The organism is Pseudomonas sp. B611, assembly GCF_055407965.1.
In genome coordinates this window covers 82,485-99,510 of the sequence record NZ_JBUZST010000009.1, presented here as the reverse complement: position 1 = coordinate 99,510, position 17,026 = coordinate 82,485, and the positions used below count along the sequence as shown (strand labels likewise).

The window sequence follows — 17,026 nt, the reverse complement described above, 5'->3', positions numbered from 1 at the left end:
TATCAAAGTTTGGTCAGGGACAGGCCAGCCCAGGTGGCGAGCAGCCCGCCGAACACGCTGATGCCCAGGTACCCGAAGGCGACCAGGGCTTGCCCGCTTTCCAGCAGGCGCAGCGTATCCAGTGAAAAGGATGAAAAGGTCGTCAGACCGCCTACAAAGCCGACAATCAAGCCGGCGCGAATCTCAATCGGCACTTCCGGGCGCAACAGGAACCAGCCGTACAACAGCCCGATAATCAAGCAGCCCACCAGGTTGACCGCCAGGGTCGCCGCATAAAAATGCTTCGGCCAATTGGCGCTGACCCACGTACCGGTGGCGAAACGCAATAATGTACCAGCGATGCCGGCTGCGGACACGGCAAGAATCGTCTTGAGCACTACTTTCTCCGCTGTTTTGGGCTGAGTCGATCGAGTTGTGCGAGGTGATTGAGCTTTTCGCCGATTTTCAGCTCCAGGCCACGGGGCACTGGCTGATAGAGCGGCAGCGGTTCAAGCTCATCGGGGAAGTAGTCTTCGCCGGCGGCATAAGCGTCCGGCTCGTCATGGGCGTAGCGGTATTCATCGCCATAACCCAGTTGCTTCATCAGCTTGGTCGGCGCATTGCGCAGGTGCATCGGCACCTCAAGGGAGCCGTATTCGGCGGCCGCACGCAGCGCCGATTTGAAGCCCATGTACACCGCGTTACTTTTGGGTGCACAGGCCAGGTACGTGATGGCCTGGGCCACCGCCAACTCGCCTTCCGGGCTGCCGAGGCGCTCCTGCACGTCCCACGCCGCCAGGCACAGGCTCAGCGCACGCGGGTCGGCGTTGCCGATGTCTTCGCTGGCCATGCGCACCACGCGGCGGGCCAGGTACAGCGGGTCGCAACCGCCGTCGATCATGCGCGCAAACCAGTACAGCGCGCCGTCGGGGTTGGAGCCACGCACGGATTTGTGCAGCGCCGAGATCTGGTCGTAGAAGGCTTCGCCGCCCTTGTCGAAACGGCGGCGGGTGTCGCCCAGCAGGCTTTGCAGCAGGTCGACACCGATCTCGCTGCCGTCTTCCGCCAGGTCGGAGGCGTTTTCCAGCAGGTTGAGGAAGCGCCGCCCGTCGCCATCGGCGGCGGTCAGCAGAATCTTGAAGCCTTCGTCGCTGACGCTCAGCTGGCGCTTGCCCAAGCCCTTGTCTTCGCTCAAGGCGCGGTGCAACAGCTTTTGCATCGCCGCTTCGTCCAGGCTCTTGAGCACATAGACCCGCGCCCGCGAGAGCAAGGCGTTGTTCAATTCGAACGAAGGGTTTTCGGTGGTGGCGCCGATAAAGATCAGCGTGCCGTCTTCCACATAGGGCAGGAACGCATCCTGCTGCGACTTGTTGAAGCGATGCACTTCATCGACGAACAAGATGGTGCGCTTGCCGTATTGCCCGGCCTGCTGCTTGGCCACCTCGACCGCCTGCCGGATCTCCTTGACCCCGGCGAGTACCGCCGAGACCGTTTCGAAGTGTGCATCCGAGACTTTCGCCAACAGGCGCGCGAGGGTGGTTTTACCCACCCCGGGCGGGCCCCAGAAAATCATCGAGTGCAGCGCACCTTGCTCCAGGGCTTCGCGCAACGGCTTGCCGCGAGCGAGCAGGTGTTCCTGGCCGACGTACTCATCCAGGTTGGTCGAGCGCAAGCGCGCGGCCAGGGGCTGGGCAATCGGGTCACTGCGAAACAGGTCCATGGGCAGCGTTTTACTCCTGGATCACGTCGGCACCCTTGGGGATGTCGAACTTGAACGTGGACGCCGGTACCGGCTGGTTGGCCTTGACCCCGGAGAACAGGATATCGGTACGCTGGCCGACGCTATCGATCAGGCGCATGTTGTTGATCACACCGTTGCCGAACGACAGGTTCAGGGTATCGAACAAGGTGTCCTTGGACTTGGGCTTGAGGGTGAACTCAATCACGTTGCTGGTTTGCTTGGAGGTGATTTCGAAGCTGTCGTTGATCTTCGACACATCACCCGACAGCAGCAGCGCCGGGGTCTGGTTCAGGCGTGGATCGAGCTTCTTGATGGTTGCCTGTTCCAGGTCCGGGTCCCACAGCGTGACTTTCTGGCCGTCGGAGACGATGGTCTGCTCCGACTTGCCTTCGGTATGCCAGTAAAACAGCCCCGGGCGCTGTACGGCCATTTCGCCTTCGGTTTGCTGCAACTGGGTGCCGCCGGCGTCCAGGGTCAGCTGGGAGAAGCGCGCAGTCAGGGTCTGGGATTTGTCCAACAGGTTCTTCAGGCTGGCGACGGAGGCCGGGTCAGCGTGAGCCGAAACAGCGGTCAGGGCCAGTGCCGGCAACAACAGCATGCGGATAAGGCGCATGGGAGTCCTCATTGAGTCGTAAGGGCGTGCCGCGTGCTGCCACGCGGCACGGGGTCAGTCGCGCATCTGCCCGGGGGCGATGACTTCACGCGAGCCGTTGGTGTTCATGGCAGTCACGACGCCGGCCATTTCCATGGCTTCGATCATGCGGGCGGCGCGGTTGTAGCCGATTTTCAGCTTACGCTGCACCGCAGAAATCGACGCACGGCGGCTTTCGAGCACAAAGGCCACGGCTTCGTCGTACAGGGCATCGGTTTCCGCATCGTCGTCACCGCCACCGCCGCCATTTTCGAAGCCGCTGCCGGCTTCTTCGACGCCGTTGAGGATGTCGTCGTTGTACTCGGGGGCGCCGCGCAGTTTCCAGGCTTCCACCACACGGTGCACTTCATCATCGGAGACAAAGGCGCCGTGTACACGGATCGGCAGGCTGGTACCTGGTGGCATGTAGAGCATGTCACCGTGGCCCAGCAGCTGCTCGGCGCCGCCCTGGTCGATGATGGTCCGCGAGTCGATCTTGCTCGACACCTGGAACGCCATGCGCGTCGGAATGTTGGCCTTGATCAGACCGGTGATCACATCCACCGACGGACGCTGGGTCGCGAGGATCAAGTGGATACCGGCCGCACGGGCCTTCTGCGCGATACGCGCGATGAGTTCTTCGACCTTCTTGCCGACGATCATCATCATGTCGGCGAATTCGTCCACCACCACCACGATGGTCGGCAGCTTGGTCAGCTTCGGCGCTTCGTCGTGAATGCTTTCGCGCTTGTACAACGGGTCATCAATGGTCTCGCCACGATCGTGGGCTTCCTTGATCTTGGCGTTGAAGCCCGCCAGGTTGCGCACGCCCATCTTCGCCATCAACTTGTAGCGGCGCTCCATCTCGGCGACACTCCAGCGCAGGGCGTTGGCGGCGTCCTTCATGTCGGTGACGACCGGGCACAACAGGTGCGGGATGCCTTCGTAGATCGACAGTTCCAACATTTTCGGATCGATCATGATCAGCTTGGCGTCGTCCGGCCCGGACTTGAACAGGATCGACAGGATCATCGCGTTCACGCCCACCGACTTACCGGAACCGGTGGTACCGGCCACCAGCAAGTGCGGCATTTTCGCCAGGTCGGTGATCACCGGCTTGCCGCCGATGTCGTGGCCCAGGGCCAGGGTGACCGGCGACTTGAAGTTGTCGTACTCGGGCGTCGACAGCACTTCGGAGAAGCGCACGATCTGGCGGTCTTCGTTGGGAATCTCAATGCCCACGGTGGTCTTGCCGGGGATCACTTCCACCACGCGCACACTGGTCACGGCGAGGGAACGGGCCAGGTCTTTCGCCAGGTTGGAGATACGGCTGACCTTGACGCCTGCGGCCGGCTGGATTTCGTAACGGGTGATAACGGGGCCGGGGTGGATCGAGTCCACGGTCACTTCGACGCCGAATTCCTTCAGTTTGATTTCCAGCAGATGACCAACGGCAGCCAGCGACTCTGGGGAATAGTTGAGTTGTTTCTTTTCTGCCGGGTCGAGAATCGAGATCGGCGGCAAGGTGCCTTCGACGGCGCTGTCGACAAACAGCGGTGCCTGTTTCTCTTTCTGCACACGGGCACTTGGCTCAGGGGCCTTGGGCGGTGCCGGCGCGATCACTGGCGGCACCTGCTTCTCGCGGTCCGACATGTGCTTGCTCAGGGCCTGCTCACGTTCGATCAGGCGTTCCTTGACCTTGGCCTGTTCACGGCGGTCCGGCGTGCTCGGGGCCACCACTTCGTTGACACGGGTGTCGACTTCACGCAGTTGCGCGACCATGCGCTTGCGGTCGACCCGCGCCGCCCACCAGCGGTTGGCGGCACCCTGGAACAGCTCCAGCAGGTCGAGGGTGATCTTGCCGGTCACGTCCATCACCTTGAACCACGACAGGTCGGTGAACACGGTCAGGCCGAACAGGAACAGGGCGATAAACATCAACGTGCTGCCCTGGATGTTCAGGGTCTTGCGCGCCAGGTCGCCCAGGCTTTCGCCCAGCGCACCACCGGCGCCCGCAGGCAGGCCAGTAGGTGCATGGAAATGGATATGGGCCAGGGCCGCGCCGGACAGCACCAGGAACACCAGGCCGATCAGGCGCCAGGAGAACAGCCAACCGCTCCACTGCCACGGCTCGTGGCGCTGGCGGAAGATCTGCCAGGTCTTGATTGCCAGCAGCAAGGGGAAGATATACGCGAAGTAACCCAACACCATGAACAGGATGTCGGCGCTGTAGGAACCGGCGGGGCCGCCAAAGTTCTGTACATCGTCGATCTTGCTGTTGTGGCTCCAGCCCGGATCGTCCTTGCCATAGGTGAGCAAGGCCATCATCAGGAACAGGCACAGGGCGCCGATCGCGATCAGCGCGCCTTCCTTGAGGCGGTAGTGCAGGTGCTGGCGCCAGGCCGGCACGACTGCTGCTTTAGGTGTTGCGGCGGATTTCTTCAAAACGGGTCTTTTCCTGCGCTTTTAGCGCGTCCATCTATTGAATGACTGCAACCACTGCCCAATCCGAGCAGCTGAAAAATAAACGAACGTCGTTGATTCTACGTTTAACACTGGGAGATGAAGCGGTGAAACGGCGATAACGCCACAGTGCCCGCATTGTACGGGTTTGTGCCCCCGTTGCCACGCCCTTGCCCTTCCCTCGGCAGCATAGACAATTCAAGTGTTGCAACATGTTCAATTTGAGCATGCATTGTCTTTGCTGACAAAGGCTTATGGGCTGTTTTTACCAAACAAGGCAAGCTTGGCAAATGGCCTGCATGGTGTAACCCCGGTTACGACCACATCCCCGGCAGAGAGTTGCAGAAACACCCGCTCACGCTAATCCTGACTTGCGCCCGATTCGGGCTGGCCCTGGGGCGCTCTGTCGACAATAATCACCCTCACTCGCGGCACGTGCCGCTCCCCTCCCCCTCCGTAAGCCTGGATGCCATGCTGACCTGGTTGCAACGTGACTCTCTGACCTTCCCGCCGCTGGCCAAGGCCATGCGCGAACCCAATGGCCTGCTGGCCGCCGGTGGCGATCTATCGGCCGAACGCCTGGTGCAGGCGTACCGCCACGGCTGCTTCCCGTGGTTCTCGGACGGCCAGCCGATCCTCTGGTGGTCACCCGACCCGCGCACGGTGATCTTCCCCGAAGAACTGCATGTCTCCCGCAGCCTCGGCAAACTGTTGCGCCAACAACGCTATACCGTGACCTTTGACCAGGACTTCGCCGCCGTCATCCAGGCCTGCGCCGCACCCCGCGCCTATGCCGACGGCACCTGGATCACTGAAGGCATCCAGGACGCGTACCTGGCGCTGCATCAGCGCGGTTACGCGCACTCCGTCGAAGTGTGGGACGAGGGCAAACTGGTGGGCGGGCTCTACGGCCTGGCAATGGGCCAATTGTTCTTTGGCGAATCCATGTTCAGCCGTGCCGACAACGCCTCGAAATTCGGCTTCGCTACCCTGACCCGGCAGTTGCAGGCCTGGGGCTTTGTGCTGATCGACTGCCAGATGCCCAACGACCACCTGCACAGCCTGGGCGCCCGCGCCATCCCGCGCAGCGACTTTGCACAGTACCTGCACGACCACCTGGACCGACCCAATGGCGGACCCTGGGTTTCCTAGGCGACTTTCGCGCACGTGGCTTACACTTGTTTCAAAGCTTATCCCGAGGGTTGATCATGACCGAGCTGGCACGCTTGAAGTTTTATGCCACTCAAGCCCACTCTTGCAGCTACCTGCCCGACGAGCAGGCCACCACACTGTTCCTCGACCCCAGCCAGCCGATGGACGTGCACGTGTACGCTGACCTGTCGGAAATGGGCTTTCGGCGCAGCGGCGACCATCTGTACCGCCCCCATTGCCAGAACTGCAATGCCTGCGTACCGGCGCGCATTCCTGTCGCGCAATTTCTGCCGGATCGTAACCAGAAGCGCATTCTCAAGCGCAACGCCGACCTGACGGTGACCGCCACCAAGCCACACTACAGTGAAGAGTATTTCGACCTTTACCAGCGCTACATCGAACAGCGCCATGCTGACGGCGATATGTTTCCGCCCAGCCGTGACCAGTTTTCCACCTTCCTGGTGCGCGACCTGCCCTTCTCGCGCTTCTACGAGTTCCGCCTCGACGGACGGCTGGTGGCCGTCGCCGTGACCGATTTGCTGCCCAACGGGCTGTCGGCGGTGTACACCTTCTACGAGCCCGCCGAGGAACGCCGCAGCCTGGGGCGCTTTGCGATCCTGTGGCAAATCGGGGAAGCCCTGCGCCTGGAGCTGGAGGCGGTGTACCTGGGTTACTGGATCAAAAACTGCAAAAAGATGAACTACAAGACCCAATATCGCCCCATAGAACTGCTGATTAATCAAAGATGGGTCACGCTTAACTAGAACCCCTTGGCTTAAACACCCTTTTTCGGGCACAATGCACGCCGCTTTTGCCTGGCGCAGTTGCACCGGGCCATTCACTGGATACCGAGGGCTTTACTGCATGTCGAAAGAAGACAGCTTCGAAATGGAAGGCACTGTCGTCGACACCCTGCCCAACACCATGTTTCGTGTGGAGTTGGAAAATGGGCACGTCGTAACCGCGCATATCTCCGGCAAGATGCGCAAGAACTACATTCGTATTCTTACCGGTGACAAAGTGCGCGTCGAGCTGACGCCCTATGACTTGAGCAAAGGGCGCATCACTTACCGCGCTCGCTAAGCAAGTCAATACAAAACGCCCGGTTATGCCGGGCGTTTTTGTGTGTGCGTTATTTACCGAACACCACAGATTTCCTGTGGGAGCGGGCTTGCTCGCGAAGGCGGCGGATCAGCCGATAAATTTGCTGGCTGACACTCCGCATTCGCGAGCAAGCCCGCTCCCACATTTGATCCTCTACACATGAACGTTAGTGTCCAGCCTGGTATGGCACGCAGCAAAAAGGCGCCTTTCGGCGCCTTTTGCTGTGTTGCGATCAGCGATCAGGCCATTTCAGCCGTGGTCTCGAACTCGAAGGTCAGCTCGCCATCCTTCAGATCGATATGCACCACGCCACCATGGTCGGAAAGCTCGCCAAACAGGATCTCTTCGGCCAATGGCCGCTTGATCTTGTCCTGGATCAGACGCGCCATCGGGCGTGCGCCCATTGCCGCGTCGTAGCCGCCTTCGGCGATCCAACTGCGCGCCGCTTCCGTGACATCCAGCTGCACGCGCTTGTCTTCCAACTGCGCTTGAAGCTCGGTAAGGAACTTGTCCACCACGCTTTTGATGACCTCATGGCTGAGGCGACCAAACTGGATAATGGTGTCCAGGCGGTTGCGGAACTCCGGCGTAAAGCTCTTCTTGATCACTTCCATCGCATCGGAAGAGTGATCCTGATGGCTGAAGCCGATCGAGGCCCGCGCGGCCGTTTCGGCACCGGCGTTGGTGGTCATGATCACGATCACGTTGCGGAAGTCCGCCTTGCGGCCGTTGTTGTCGGTCAGGGTCCCGTGGTCCATCACCTGCAACAGCAGGTTGAAGACTTCCGGGTGAGCCTTCTCGATTTCATCGAGAAGCAATACGCAATGCGGTTGCTTGGTGATCGCTTCGGTCAGCAGACCGCCCTGGTCGAACCCGACATAGCCCGGAGGCGCGCCGATCAGGCGCGACACGGTGTGACGCTCCATGTATTCGGACATGTCGAAACGCACCAGCTCGATCCCCATGGCCTTGGCCAACTGCCGCGCCGCTTCGGTCTTGCCGACGCCGGTCGGGCCGGCGAACAGGAACGAACCGACTGGCTTGTCCGGCGACTTGAGGCCCGCACGGGACAGCTTGATTGCCGTGGACAGCGCATCGATAGCCGCATCCTGGCCAAACACGGTGAGCTTGAGGTCGCGCTCCAGGTTACGCAGCAGCTCCTTGTCGGAACTGTTGACGTGTTTAGGCGGAATCCGCGCGATCTTCGCGACGATGTCCTCGACCTGAGGCACATCGATGCGCTTCACACGTTTCTCGACCGGCTGCAGGCGCTGATAGGCGCCGGCCTCGTCGATCACGTCGATGGCCTTGTCCGGCATGTGCCGATCATTGATGTAGCGTGACGCCAGCTCGGCCGCCGCACGCAGGGCCTCATCGGTGTACTCGATGCCATGGTGCGCTTCGAAACGCCCCTTGAGCCCGCGCAGGATGCCGATGGTGTCTTCAACCGAAGGCTCGGACACGTCGACTTTCTGGAAGCGACGCGCCAGGGCGCGGTCTTTTTCGAAGATGCCGCGAAACTCCTGGAACGTGGTCGAACCGATGCAACGGATATCACCCGACGACAGCAGCGGCTTGAGCAGGTTGGAGGCATCCATCACCCCGCCAGACGCCGCACCGGCACCAATGATGGTGTGGATTTCGTCGATGAACAGGATCGCCTGCGGGCGTTTTTTCAGCTCGCCGAGCAACGCCTTGAAGCGCTTCTCGAAATCGCCACGGTACTTGGTCCCGGCGAGCAACGCGCCCAGGTCCAGGGAGTAGACGACACTGTTGGCCAGCAGATCCGGCACCTGGTTATCCACAATGCGCTTGGCCAGGCCTTCGGCAATTGCGGTTTTACCCACGCCCGCCTCACCCACCAGCAACGGGTTGTTCTTGCGACGACGTGCAAGGATCTGCGCTACGCGCTCAACTTCAAGCTCGCGCCCCACCAGCGGATCGATCCGCCCCTGGCGCGCCAGTTCATTGAGGTTGCTGGCATAGGCATCCAATGGATTGCCCGAAGAAGAAGACTCACCGCCCTCGTCGTCCTGCATATCCTGCTCACCCTCGGAATGATCGCCGTGCCCAGGCACCTTGGAGATACCGTGGGCGATGTAGTTGACGACATCAATACGGGCAACGCTCTGCTGCTTGAGCAGGAACACTGCCTGGCTTTCCTGTTCGCTGAAGATCGCCACAAGCACATTGGCGCCTGTGACTTCACGCTTGCCGGAGCTCTGCACATGGAACACGGCACGCTGAAGCACCCGCTGGAAGCCCAGGGTTGGCTGGGTTTCACGGTCTTCATCGTGGACTGGAATAAGTGGCGTTGTGGAGTCGATAAACTCCTGCAGGTCATGCTTGAGTTTGTCGAGGTTGGCGCCGCACGCACGCAAGACGGTGGCGGCAGCTTCGTTATCCAAAAGTGCCAGCAGCAGGTGCTCGACGGTCATGAATTCATGACGCTTCGAACGGGCCTCCTTGAAGGCAAGATTGAGGGTGACTTCGAGCTCGCGGTTTAACATAGCTTCACCTCATACCCAAGTGGTCGGCGTTAACCGTCCTTCTCGATTTCACAGAGTAGCGGATGCTGGCTTTCCCTGGCGTACTGGTTGACCTGCATGGCCTTTGTCTCGGCGATGTCGCGGGTAAACACTCCACATACTGCCCGTCCTTCTGTATGAACGGCCAGCATTACCTTGGTCGCCAACTCGCGGTTCAGATTAAAAAACACCTCGAGCACTTCGACGACGAAATCCATCGGTGTGTAGTCATCATTGAACAAAACCACCTTGTACATCGGCGGCGCCTGTAGAGCAGGTTTGGCCTCTTGAACAGCAATGCCTGCAGAACCGTCGTCATCGTGTTCCTGATCCGGGCGATCCTGATTGAATGTTAGTCGAATCTGGCTGTTTGCATGCATGGAAAGAAAGGTTCGTCAGTGGTTCAAATACAGTGGTGGGGGCGACCTGTCAGAATTTCAACTCTGACTGACTGGTCGCCTTGACTATCGGCAAATCAGTGTTACAACCAATAGAACCCACATTGGGGAAAAAAGGTCCGCGCAGTCAACCTTATTTATTCGGGTTAGGACGGATAAACTGGATGATACTCCAGTGATGGAGTCTGGTGCAGAGGGATATGGAGATGGCTAGTGGTAAGGTCAAGTGGTTCAACAATGCCAAAGGCTACGGCTTCATCAATGAAGATGGTAAAACCGAAGACTTGTTTGCGCATTACTCAGCGATCCAAATGGAAGGATACAAAACGCTGAAAGCGGGGCAACCCGTGAATTTCGATATTATTCAAGGACCCAAAGGGCTGCACGCGGTGGCAATCACGAACGCCACACAACTGCAACCTGACGATCACGTACCTTCGCACGCTCACAAAGAAAAGAAACAAACGGCTTGATCCGCCGATAAGCGAGAACGTTGCGATAAAAAAGGCCACTCCAACTAACCAGGGGTGGCCTTTTTTTGTACTGCCTTTACATATGCGAGATCAGCGCGTCACCAAAGCCGGACGATGACACCAATTTCGCGCCATCCATCAAGCGCTCGAAGTCATAGGTCACGGTTTTGGCCGAGATGGCACCATTGGTGCCCTTGATGATCAGGTCGGCCGCTTCGGTCCAACCCATGTGGCGCAGCATCATCTCCGCCGACAAAATCAGCGAACCAGGGTTGACCTGGTCCTTGCCCGCATATTTCGGCGCCGTGCCGTGGGTTGCCTCGAACATCGCCACGGTGTCCGACAGGTTGGCCCCCGGCGCAATACCAATACCGCCCACCTCTGCCGCCAAGGCGTCGGACAGGTAGTCACCGTTGAGGTTGAGGGTGGCGATCACATCATACTCAGCCGGGCGCAGCAGGATCTGCTGGAGCATGGCGTCAGCGATAGCATCTTTGACCACGACATTCTTGCCAGTCTTCGGATTCTTGAATTGCATCCACGGGCCGCCATCGAGCAGGGTCGCGCCGAACTCTTCAGCCGCCACTTCGTAGGCCCATTCCTTGAAGGCACCCTCGGTGAACTTCATGATGTTGCCTTTGTGCACGATGGTCAGCGAATCGCGGTCGTTATCCACTACATATTGCAGGGCCTTACGCGCGAGACGCTTGGTCCCCTCTTTAGAAACCGGCTTCACGCCAATCCCGCAATCCTGGTCAAAACGAATTTTGGTAACGCCCATTTCCTCCTTGAGGAACTTGATCACCTTGATGGCTTCCGGCGAACCAGCCCTCCATTCGATGCCGGCGTAAATATCTTCGGAGTTCTCGCGGAAGATGGTCATGTCCACATCCCCCGGTTTTTTCACCGGGCTCGGCACACCTTCAAACCAGCGCACCGGGCGCAGGCAGACATACAGGTCGAGCTGTTGGCGCAGGGCCACGTTCAGCGAACGAATGCCGCCACCCACCGGCGTGGTCAGCGGACCCTTGATGGAAACCACGTAGTCCTTGACCGCATCCAGGGTCTCCTGGGGCAGCCAGGTGTCCTGGTCGTAGACCTGAGTGGCCTTTTCGCCGGCATACACCTCCATCCACGAGATCTTGCGCTTGCCGCCGTAGGCCTTTTCAACAGCAGCGTCGACTACCTTGATCATCACCGGGCTGATGTCGACGCCGATACCGTCACCTTCAATGTAAGGGATGATCGGTTGGTCAGGAACATTGAGAGAATGGTCTGCATTGACGGTGATTTTGTCGCCGACGGCTGGAACCTGAATCTTCTTGTATCCCATGCTGAACTCCATCTATGGATTGAACATCTGGCTGCGTTCGAGCCTACTCCAGATAAATGACGACTGAAACCTCGCGCCATGCTCATTTGCATCGAAAACAGCATATTTAGTCGCCTACAAGCCTGAAATCAAAGGCAAAATCGCCAATCCTGAGCACATCGTGCGACTTTGGGCGTAACCCGGTACCTGCGACCTTTAGACCAATGGACGACACACCTTTTGTATGAAGGCTCGGCGTAAGCATAGCGACCTATGTATAATGCCGCCGCTGACCCAAGAGTCACGACAGCTGACCGCTCTGGAACAGGTGCCTTCAGCTACAAAGCCGGACTATTACAATAGTCCACCCGCTTGACGCTCGACTGATGCAACCCAACATCACCGCGAAGAAACCTCGACATTTCGCTCATGGATGACTTTGAACGAACGCGCTCCACCCGGCGCATCTCGAGTTTCTGCGCACGCTTTCAGCAAAGAAGAGAGTTAATCCGAATATGCCCACCCGCTCGAAGATCATCTACACCTTCACCGACGAAGCCCCGGCCCTCGCCACCTATTCACTGCTGCCTATCGTAGAGGCCTTCACCGCTTCCGCTGATATTGCCGTGGAAACCCGCGACATCTCCCTCGCCGCGCGCATCCTCGCAAGCTTCCCCGAGCAACTGGGCGCCAAGGCTATCCCGGACCACCTCGCCGAACTGGGCGACCTGGCCGTTACGCCTGAAGCCAACATCATCAAGCTGCCTAACATCAGCGCCTCGACCCCGCAGCTGCAAGCCGCGATCAAGGAACTGCAGGCCCATGGCTACGCCCTGCCGGACTACCCGGAAACCGTAACCACCGACGCGGAAAAAGAAACCCGTGCACGTTACGACAAGGTCAAGGGCAGCGCCGTGAACCCGGTACTGCGCGAAGGCAACTCCGACCGCCGCGCACCGCTGTCGGTCAAGAACTACGCACGCAAGCACCCGCACAAGATGGGCGCCTGGGCTGCCGACTCCAAGTCGCACATCGCGCACATGAACAACGGCGACTTCTACGGCAGCGAAAAAGCCGTACAGATCGAAGCCGCTGACGCCGTGAAGATCGAACTGATCGCCCAGGACGGCACCGCCACTGTCCTGAAGGAAAAGACTTCGGTACAGGCCGGCGAGATCATCGACAGCGCCGTACTGAGCAAGAAAGCCCTGCGCAGCTTCATCGCCGCCGAAATCGAAGACGCCAAGAAACAAGGCGTGCTGCTGTCGGTCCACCTGAAAGCCACCATGATGAAGGTCTCCGACCCGATCATGTTCGGCCAGATCGTTGCCGAGTTCTATAAAGACGCCCTGGCCAAGCACGCTGTCGTGCTGGAGCAGATCGGCTTCAACCTGAACAACGGCATCGGCGACCTGTACGCTCGCATCAAGGCCCTGCCGGCCGACCAGCAAGCGCAGATCGAAGCTGACATCCAGGCGGTCTACGCCGCTCGCCCTTCCCTGGCGATGGTCAACTCCGACAAAGGCATCACCAACCTGCACGTGCCGAGCGACGTCATCGTCGACGCCTCGATGCCAGCCATGATCCGTGACTCCGGCAAGATGTGGGGCACCGACGGCCAGCTGCACGACACCAAGGCCGTGATCCCGGATCGCTGCTACGCCACCATCTACCAAGCCGTCATCGAAGACTGCAAGGCCAATGGCGCGTTCGACCCAACCACCATGGGCAGCGTGCCAAACGTTGGCCTGATGGCGAAGAAAGCCGAAGAGTACGGTTCCCACGACAAGACCTTCCAGATCAAGGTTGACGGCGTAGTCCGCGTCACCGACAGCAAGGGCAACCTGCTGATGGAACAAGCAGTCGAAGCCGGCGACATCTTCCGCATGTGCCAGACCAAAGACGCGCCGATCCAGGACTGGGTCAAACTGGCCGTCAACCGTGCCCGCGCCAGCAACACCCCAGCGATCTTCTGGCTGGACCCTAAGCGTGCGCACGACGGCGTCGTGGTCGAGAAAGTTCAGGCCTACCTGAAAGACCACAACACCGAAGGCCTGGACATCCGCATCATGGCCCCGGTCGATGCGATGAAGTTCACCCTGGAGCGCACCCGCAAGGGCCTGGACACCATCTCGGTGACCGGCAACGTACTGCGCGACTACCTGACCGACCTGTTCCCGATCATGGAACTGGGCACCAGCGCCAAGATGCTGTCCATCGTGCCGCTGATGAACGGCGGTGGCCTGTTCGAAACCGGCGCCGGTGGTTCGGCGCCGAAACACGTGCAGCAGCTGGTGGAAGAAAACTTCCTGCGCTGGGATTCCCTGGGCGAGTTCCTGGCCCTGGCGGCCTCCCTTGAGCATTTGGGTGTGACGTACAACAACCCGAAAGCCCTGGTACTGTCCAAGACCCTGGACCAGGCCACTGGCCAGTTCCTCGACAACAACAAGTCGCCATCGCGCAAAGTCGGCAACATCGACAACCGCGGCAGCCACTTCTACCTGGCGCTGTACTGGGCACAAGCCCTGGCTGCCCAAGCTGAAGACACTGCACTGCAAGCGCAGTTCGGCGAACTGGCCGAAACCCTGACCGCGAACGAAGCAACCATTGTTGCCGAACTCAACGCAGTACAGGGCAAGCCAGTGGACATCGGCGGCTACTACGCGCCGAGCCCGGAGCTGACCAGCAAAGCCATGCGCCCAAGCAACACCCTCAATGCGGCGATTGCCAAGTTGAAGTAAGGTTGTAAGGTGACATCACAAACCCCGGCCATGTGCCGGGGTTTGTGTTTTCAGGCCTTAATCAAAGTGGGCCATCGATATACTCAGAAGCCCATGCTGTGCGGATCAAGTCCAGCATCTGCTGACGACAGCCGGGATTCCAACCTGCTCGCTCCCTTAGCATCACGGCAAACTCGGGCAGCCTCGGCAGGCTGGAAACACCCTCGAGGCTTCTCAAACCCAGCACCTGCGCAACATAAGGCAGCAACGTCACCCCCACACCCGCTTGCACCGCAGAGCGCAATGACATCAAGTCTTCCGATTCATAGACGCAGTGCCATTTTAGCCCGCACGCCTCAAGACTCCTGATCGCCAAACTGCGGAATCCACAAGGGGGCTTGAACAACACCAAGGGCACATCTTTCAAATCATCACCTAAGCCGACCTGCGCACTGCCAAACCATTTAACAGATAACGTATGCCAAGGCGGCTCGCTCGCAATACCCAGCTCATCTATAACCAGACATAAGTCGATCTCACCGTCATTTACGGCCTCCAACAACACGCCAGACCTTGCGACCTTTACCACCAACTGCGTAGATGGAAACTGGATGGCCATATTGGAAATGATATGCGGTAGCACACGCTCACAAAAATGCTCAGGCATACCCAGTACGACTGTTTCTCTTCTTTTTTCCTTTTCAAACAGCCCGCCTATCTTGTCGTTGCAAGCAACAATATCCTTGGCGTAGCCAAATAGCTTTTCCCCATCCAGGGTAAGCAGCACCTGACGCCTTTCCCTTACGAAGAGCTCGACACCCAGCAAGTCCTCGAGACGCCTGATCTGCTGACTGATCGCGGGCTGAGTCAAACTCAATGCTTGCGCAGCGCGCGTAAAGCTCTTGGTTTCACCCACCTTGATAAAACTGCGCAAGGACTGAACATCAAGATTGACCCTCATGACACACCACCCACCGAGGAATAACGCTTGGGAGTGTGGCAATTCCCTGCAACACTTACAACTGACTGTTCGGCTAGGTAGAAATGTTACTCGCGTAGGAAGATCAAACTTAACGTGTACTCCTGTAATTCCTCCTAAACCCTATGCAAACAAACGCGACCCTGAACGAACAAGTGACAGCCTCGATAGGACGTCGTTAGCTCGCCTCGCCGAATGACGGGAATTGATTTCCAACGCACTGGTAAAAAAGAATGCGCCGCTCGTGAGCTCACCTAGCACTGTAATTCTGTCGTCCACATAACCTAGCTGATTAATCAGTCCGCCTGTTTCAGCAGAAACCCTGACACCCCCGAAGGGATCAACACTGGCGAGGCCCTGATGAAGCATATTTTGCACAATAGGGTTGTCGAACATTTTGACGTCACGAGGCGTACCAGTCGCAATAACCACTGCGTCATACTCGCAGCGACGAATACCTGAACAATTATCTACTACCAAGGTAAACCTCCCGTCACACTCCACCGCTTTAAGCTCAACCTTGAGGATTGACAATTGTTCCGCCTCAAGTAACACCTTTATTTTTACTGCATTCTCAACCGGAATGGAAACGCGGTAGATCATCCACCAACTTGAATAACCTAAAAATCTACGCCTGTCCTCATCAGGCATTGCTGGCCAAATCAAATCAAGTACCGCATTGGTAGAATAAAGTACTGACTGCCAAAATCTGGGATATTTTGCCTGTTCGATTTCATCGCCCAGGAACTCAATAGCAGGCTTCTGGGCGCACTTGGATGACCAATCAATGGCGCCAATAGCCTCTCCACCTAAAGCCAACTCCTGCAACGTCCAACGCATCACATCTTCAAGTCGGACCACCCCACACCTAGAAATGCAAGACTTGACCGTCTCAGGCGTCAGAATTTTCGGCTTATAGCGTGCCTGGGTCCCACGAACACAGGGCAACGCCCCGGTACGCGAATGCAATGTGATTGGCCCCACGTGCCCATTAGTGGTGAGCCCGATCAATGTATCGATGGCACTGAGCCTTGAGCCAACAATGGCTACACTTGCATGCTTTGGAATCAAGCGACATGTACGCCTTAGAGGGTAAGGACTGTTGAAAAAACCCTCTGAAGCCTCCAGATGCCGATACTCCAGACTTCGGGCATTACCGCAACTGAGTACCACGTGATCACTTGGAAAGGAAAGATTTCCTCTGGTTAAAACCACCACTTTCCCGTCGTGCGCAAAACTCAGGCTGACCGCCTCATCATGAACCTGAATCAATTGACAGCCGAGTGCCACTGCCCTATTAACCAACCACCGAATCATATGCGCAAGATAAAGCCCAAACAGCGGACGGGGTAGAAAGGACTGAGGCAATAATTCAATACCTGGAAAGTCATCCTCCCAAATCTCCCGATTATTCGATAACCATTTATAGAAATGCCCAGGCTGATCGGCGAAAGGCGAAATGAACTCAGCCCGAGTATTTAAAATATTCGTGATGCAGTCCTCTGAATAGGCGAGCCCCCCGCCCACATTGAGACTGCCTGTCAAT

At 58.3% G+C, this 17,026-nt stretch carries 14 protein-coding genes; 5 read left to right on the top strand and 9 right to left on the bottom strand.

All coding sequences use genetic code 11. From position 1 onward, the window contains the following. Positions 1-2: 2 nt before the first annotated feature. From crcB to ACZRMO_RS19430, 4 genes are read right to left on the bottom strand one after another with little or no spacing between them, the layout of a single operon-like run. Positions 3-377, bottom strand: a complete 375-nt coding sequence (crcB, locus tag ACZRMO_RS19445; RefSeq protein ID WP_003232122.1) for a fluoride efflux transporter CrcB — start codon at positions 375-377, stop codon at positions 3-5. Beyond that, a complete protein-coding gene (locus ACZRMO_RS19440; RefSeq protein ID WP_124527882.1) occupies positions 377-1,699 on the bottom strand; it encodes a replication-associated recombination protein A in 1,323 nt (440 codons plus the stop codon). The genes crcB and ACZRMO_RS19440 overlap by 1 nt, the downstream gene beginning before the upstream one ends. 10 nt (positions 1,700-1,709) lie before the next feature. Further along, complete coding sequence (gene lolA / locus ACZRMO_RS19435) at positions 1,710-2,333, bottom strand: outer membrane lipoprotein periplasmic chaperone LolA (protein ID WP_463973907.1); 624 nt, start codon at positions 2,331-2,333, stop codon at positions 1,710-1,712. 54 nt (positions 2,334-2,387) lie between these two features. Beyond that, a complete protein-coding gene (locus ACZRMO_RS19430) occupies positions 2,388-4,796 on the bottom strand; it encodes a DNA translocase FtsK (RefSeq protein WP_026136830.1) in 2,409 nt (802 codons plus the stop codon). A 489-nt stretch (positions 4,797-5,285) separates the two neighbouring features. Here ACZRMO_RS19430 and aat point away from each other — a divergent pair, with 489 nt between their 5' ends. From aat to infA, 3 genes are all read left to right on the top strand, one after another. After that, positions 5,286-5,966, top strand: coding sequence for a leucyl/phenylalanyl-tRNA--protein transferase (gene aat / locus ACZRMO_RS19425; RefSeq protein WP_463973906.1), 681 nt, complete (start codon positions 5,286-5,288; stop codon positions 5,964-5,966). A 56-nt stretch (positions 5,967-6,022) separates the two neighbouring features. Next, positions 6,023-6,730, top strand: a complete 708-nt coding sequence (locus ACZRMO_RS19420) for an arginyltransferase (protein ID WP_124527879.1) — start codon at positions 6,023-6,025, stop codon at positions 6,728-6,730. A gap of 100 nt (positions 6,731-6,830) precedes the next feature. Then, entirely contained in the window at positions 6,831-7,049 is a 219-nt protein-coding gene (gene infA / locus ACZRMO_RS19415) for a translation initiation factor IF-1 (protein WP_002553999.1), read from the top strand. A 260-nt stretch (positions 7,050-7,309) separates the two neighbouring features. Here the strand turns inward: infA and clpA are convergent, their stop codons facing one another. Both clpA and clpS read right to left on the bottom strand, forming a co-directional pair. After that, positions 7,310-9,580, bottom strand: coding sequence for an ATP-dependent Clp protease ATP-binding subunit ClpA (gene clpA, locus ACZRMO_RS19410; protein WP_124527878.1), 2,271 nt, complete (start codon positions 9,578-9,580; stop codon positions 7,310-7,312). 29 nt (positions 9,581-9,609) lie between these two features. After that, the gene (gene clpS / locus ACZRMO_RS19405) at positions 9,610-9,978 is read right to left on the bottom strand and encodes an ATP-dependent Clp protease adapter ClpS (protein WP_005789091.1); all 369 of its coding nucleotides are present in this window, start codon (positions 9,976-9,978) and stop codon (positions 9,610-9,612) included. A gap of 224 nt (positions 9,979-10,202) precedes the next feature. Between clpS and cspD the strand changes: the two genes are divergently transcribed. Further along, the gene (gene cspD, locus ACZRMO_RS19400) at positions 10,203-10,469 is read left to right on the top strand and encodes a cold shock domain-containing protein CspD (RefSeq protein WP_463973905.1); all 267 of its coding nucleotides are present in this window, start codon (positions 10,203-10,205) and stop codon (positions 10,467-10,469) included. A 76-nt stretch (positions 10,470-10,545) separates the two neighbouring features. Here cspD and icd read toward each other — a convergent pair whose 3' ends face one another. Further along, the gene (icd, locus tag ACZRMO_RS19395; RefSeq protein WP_463973904.1) at positions 10,546-11,802 is read right to left on the bottom strand and encodes an NADP-dependent isocitrate dehydrogenase; all 1,257 of its coding nucleotides are present in this window, start codon (positions 11,800-11,802) and stop codon (positions 10,546-10,548) included. A gap of 494 nt (positions 11,803-12,296) precedes the next feature. On the opposite strand from icd, the gene ACZRMO_RS19390 reads away from it, so the two are divergent. Next, positions 12,297-14,522 (top strand): NADP-dependent isocitrate dehydrogenase, encoded by a 2,226-nt coding sequence (locus ACZRMO_RS19390; protein WP_463973903.1) that lies wholly within the window; start codon positions 12,297-12,299, stop codon positions 14,520-14,522. A 61-nt stretch (positions 14,523-14,583) separates the two neighbouring features. Here the strand turns inward: ACZRMO_RS19390 and ACZRMO_RS19385 are convergent, their stop codons facing one another. Then, positions 14,584-15,462 carry a LysR family transcriptional regulator gene (locus ACZRMO_RS19385; RefSeq protein ID WP_463973902.1) on the bottom strand — a complete coding sequence of 293 codons (879 nt, stop codon included), beginning with the start codon at positions 15,460-15,462 and terminating at the stop codon, positions 14,584-14,586. Between the two features lie 141 nt (positions 15,463-15,603). After that, a complete protein-coding gene (locus ACZRMO_RS19380; protein WP_463973901.1) occupies positions 15,604-17,025 on the bottom strand; it encodes an FAD/NAD(P)-binding protein in 1,422 nt (473 codons plus the stop codon). Position 17,026 lies beyond the last annotated feature (1 nt).

Excerpts from the sequence above, each read along its gene's own strand:
- ACZRMO_RS19440 (WP_124527882.1), bottom strand. The coding sequence starts at position 1,699 with ATGGACCTGTTTCGCAGTGACCCGATTGCCCAGCCCCTGGCCGCGCGC.
- lolA (WP_463973907.1), bottom strand. The coding sequence starts at position 2,333 with ATGCGCCTTATCCGCATGCTGTTGTTGCCGGCACTGGCCCTGACCGCT.
- aat (WP_463973906.1), top strand. The coding sequence starts at position 5,286 with ATGCTGACCTGGTTGCAACGTGACTCTCTGACCTTCCCGCCGCTGGCC.
- ACZRMO_RS19420 (WP_124527879.1), top strand. The coding sequence starts at position 6,023 with ATGACCGAGCTGGCACGCTTGAAGTTTTATGCCACTCAAGCCCACTCT.
- infA (WP_002553999.1), top strand. The coding sequence starts at position 6,831 with ATGTCGAAAGAAGACAGCTTCGAAATGGAAGGCACTGTCGTCGACACC.
- clpA (WP_124527878.1), bottom strand. The coding sequence starts at position 9,580 with ATGTTAAACCGCGAGCTCGAAGTCACCCTCAATCTTGCCTTCAAGGAG.
- clpS (WP_005789091.1), bottom strand. The coding sequence starts at position 9,978 with ATGCATGCAAACAGCCAGATTCGACTAACATTCAATCAGGATCGCCCG.
- cspD (WP_463973905.1), top strand. The coding sequence starts at position 10,203 with ATGGCTAGTGGTAAGGTCAAGTGGTTCAACAATGCCAAAGGCTACGGC.
- icd (WP_463973904.1), bottom strand. The coding sequence starts at position 11,802 with ATGGGATACAAGAAGATTCAGGTTCCAGCCGTCGGCGACAAAATCACC.
- ACZRMO_RS19390 (WP_463973903.1), top strand. The coding sequence starts at position 12,297 with ATGCCCACCCGCTCGAAGATCATCTACACCTTCACCGACGAAGCCCCG.
- ACZRMO_RS19385 (WP_463973902.1), bottom strand. The coding sequence starts at position 15,462 with ATGAGGGTCAATCTTGATGTTCAGTCCTTGCGCAGTTTTATCAAGGTG.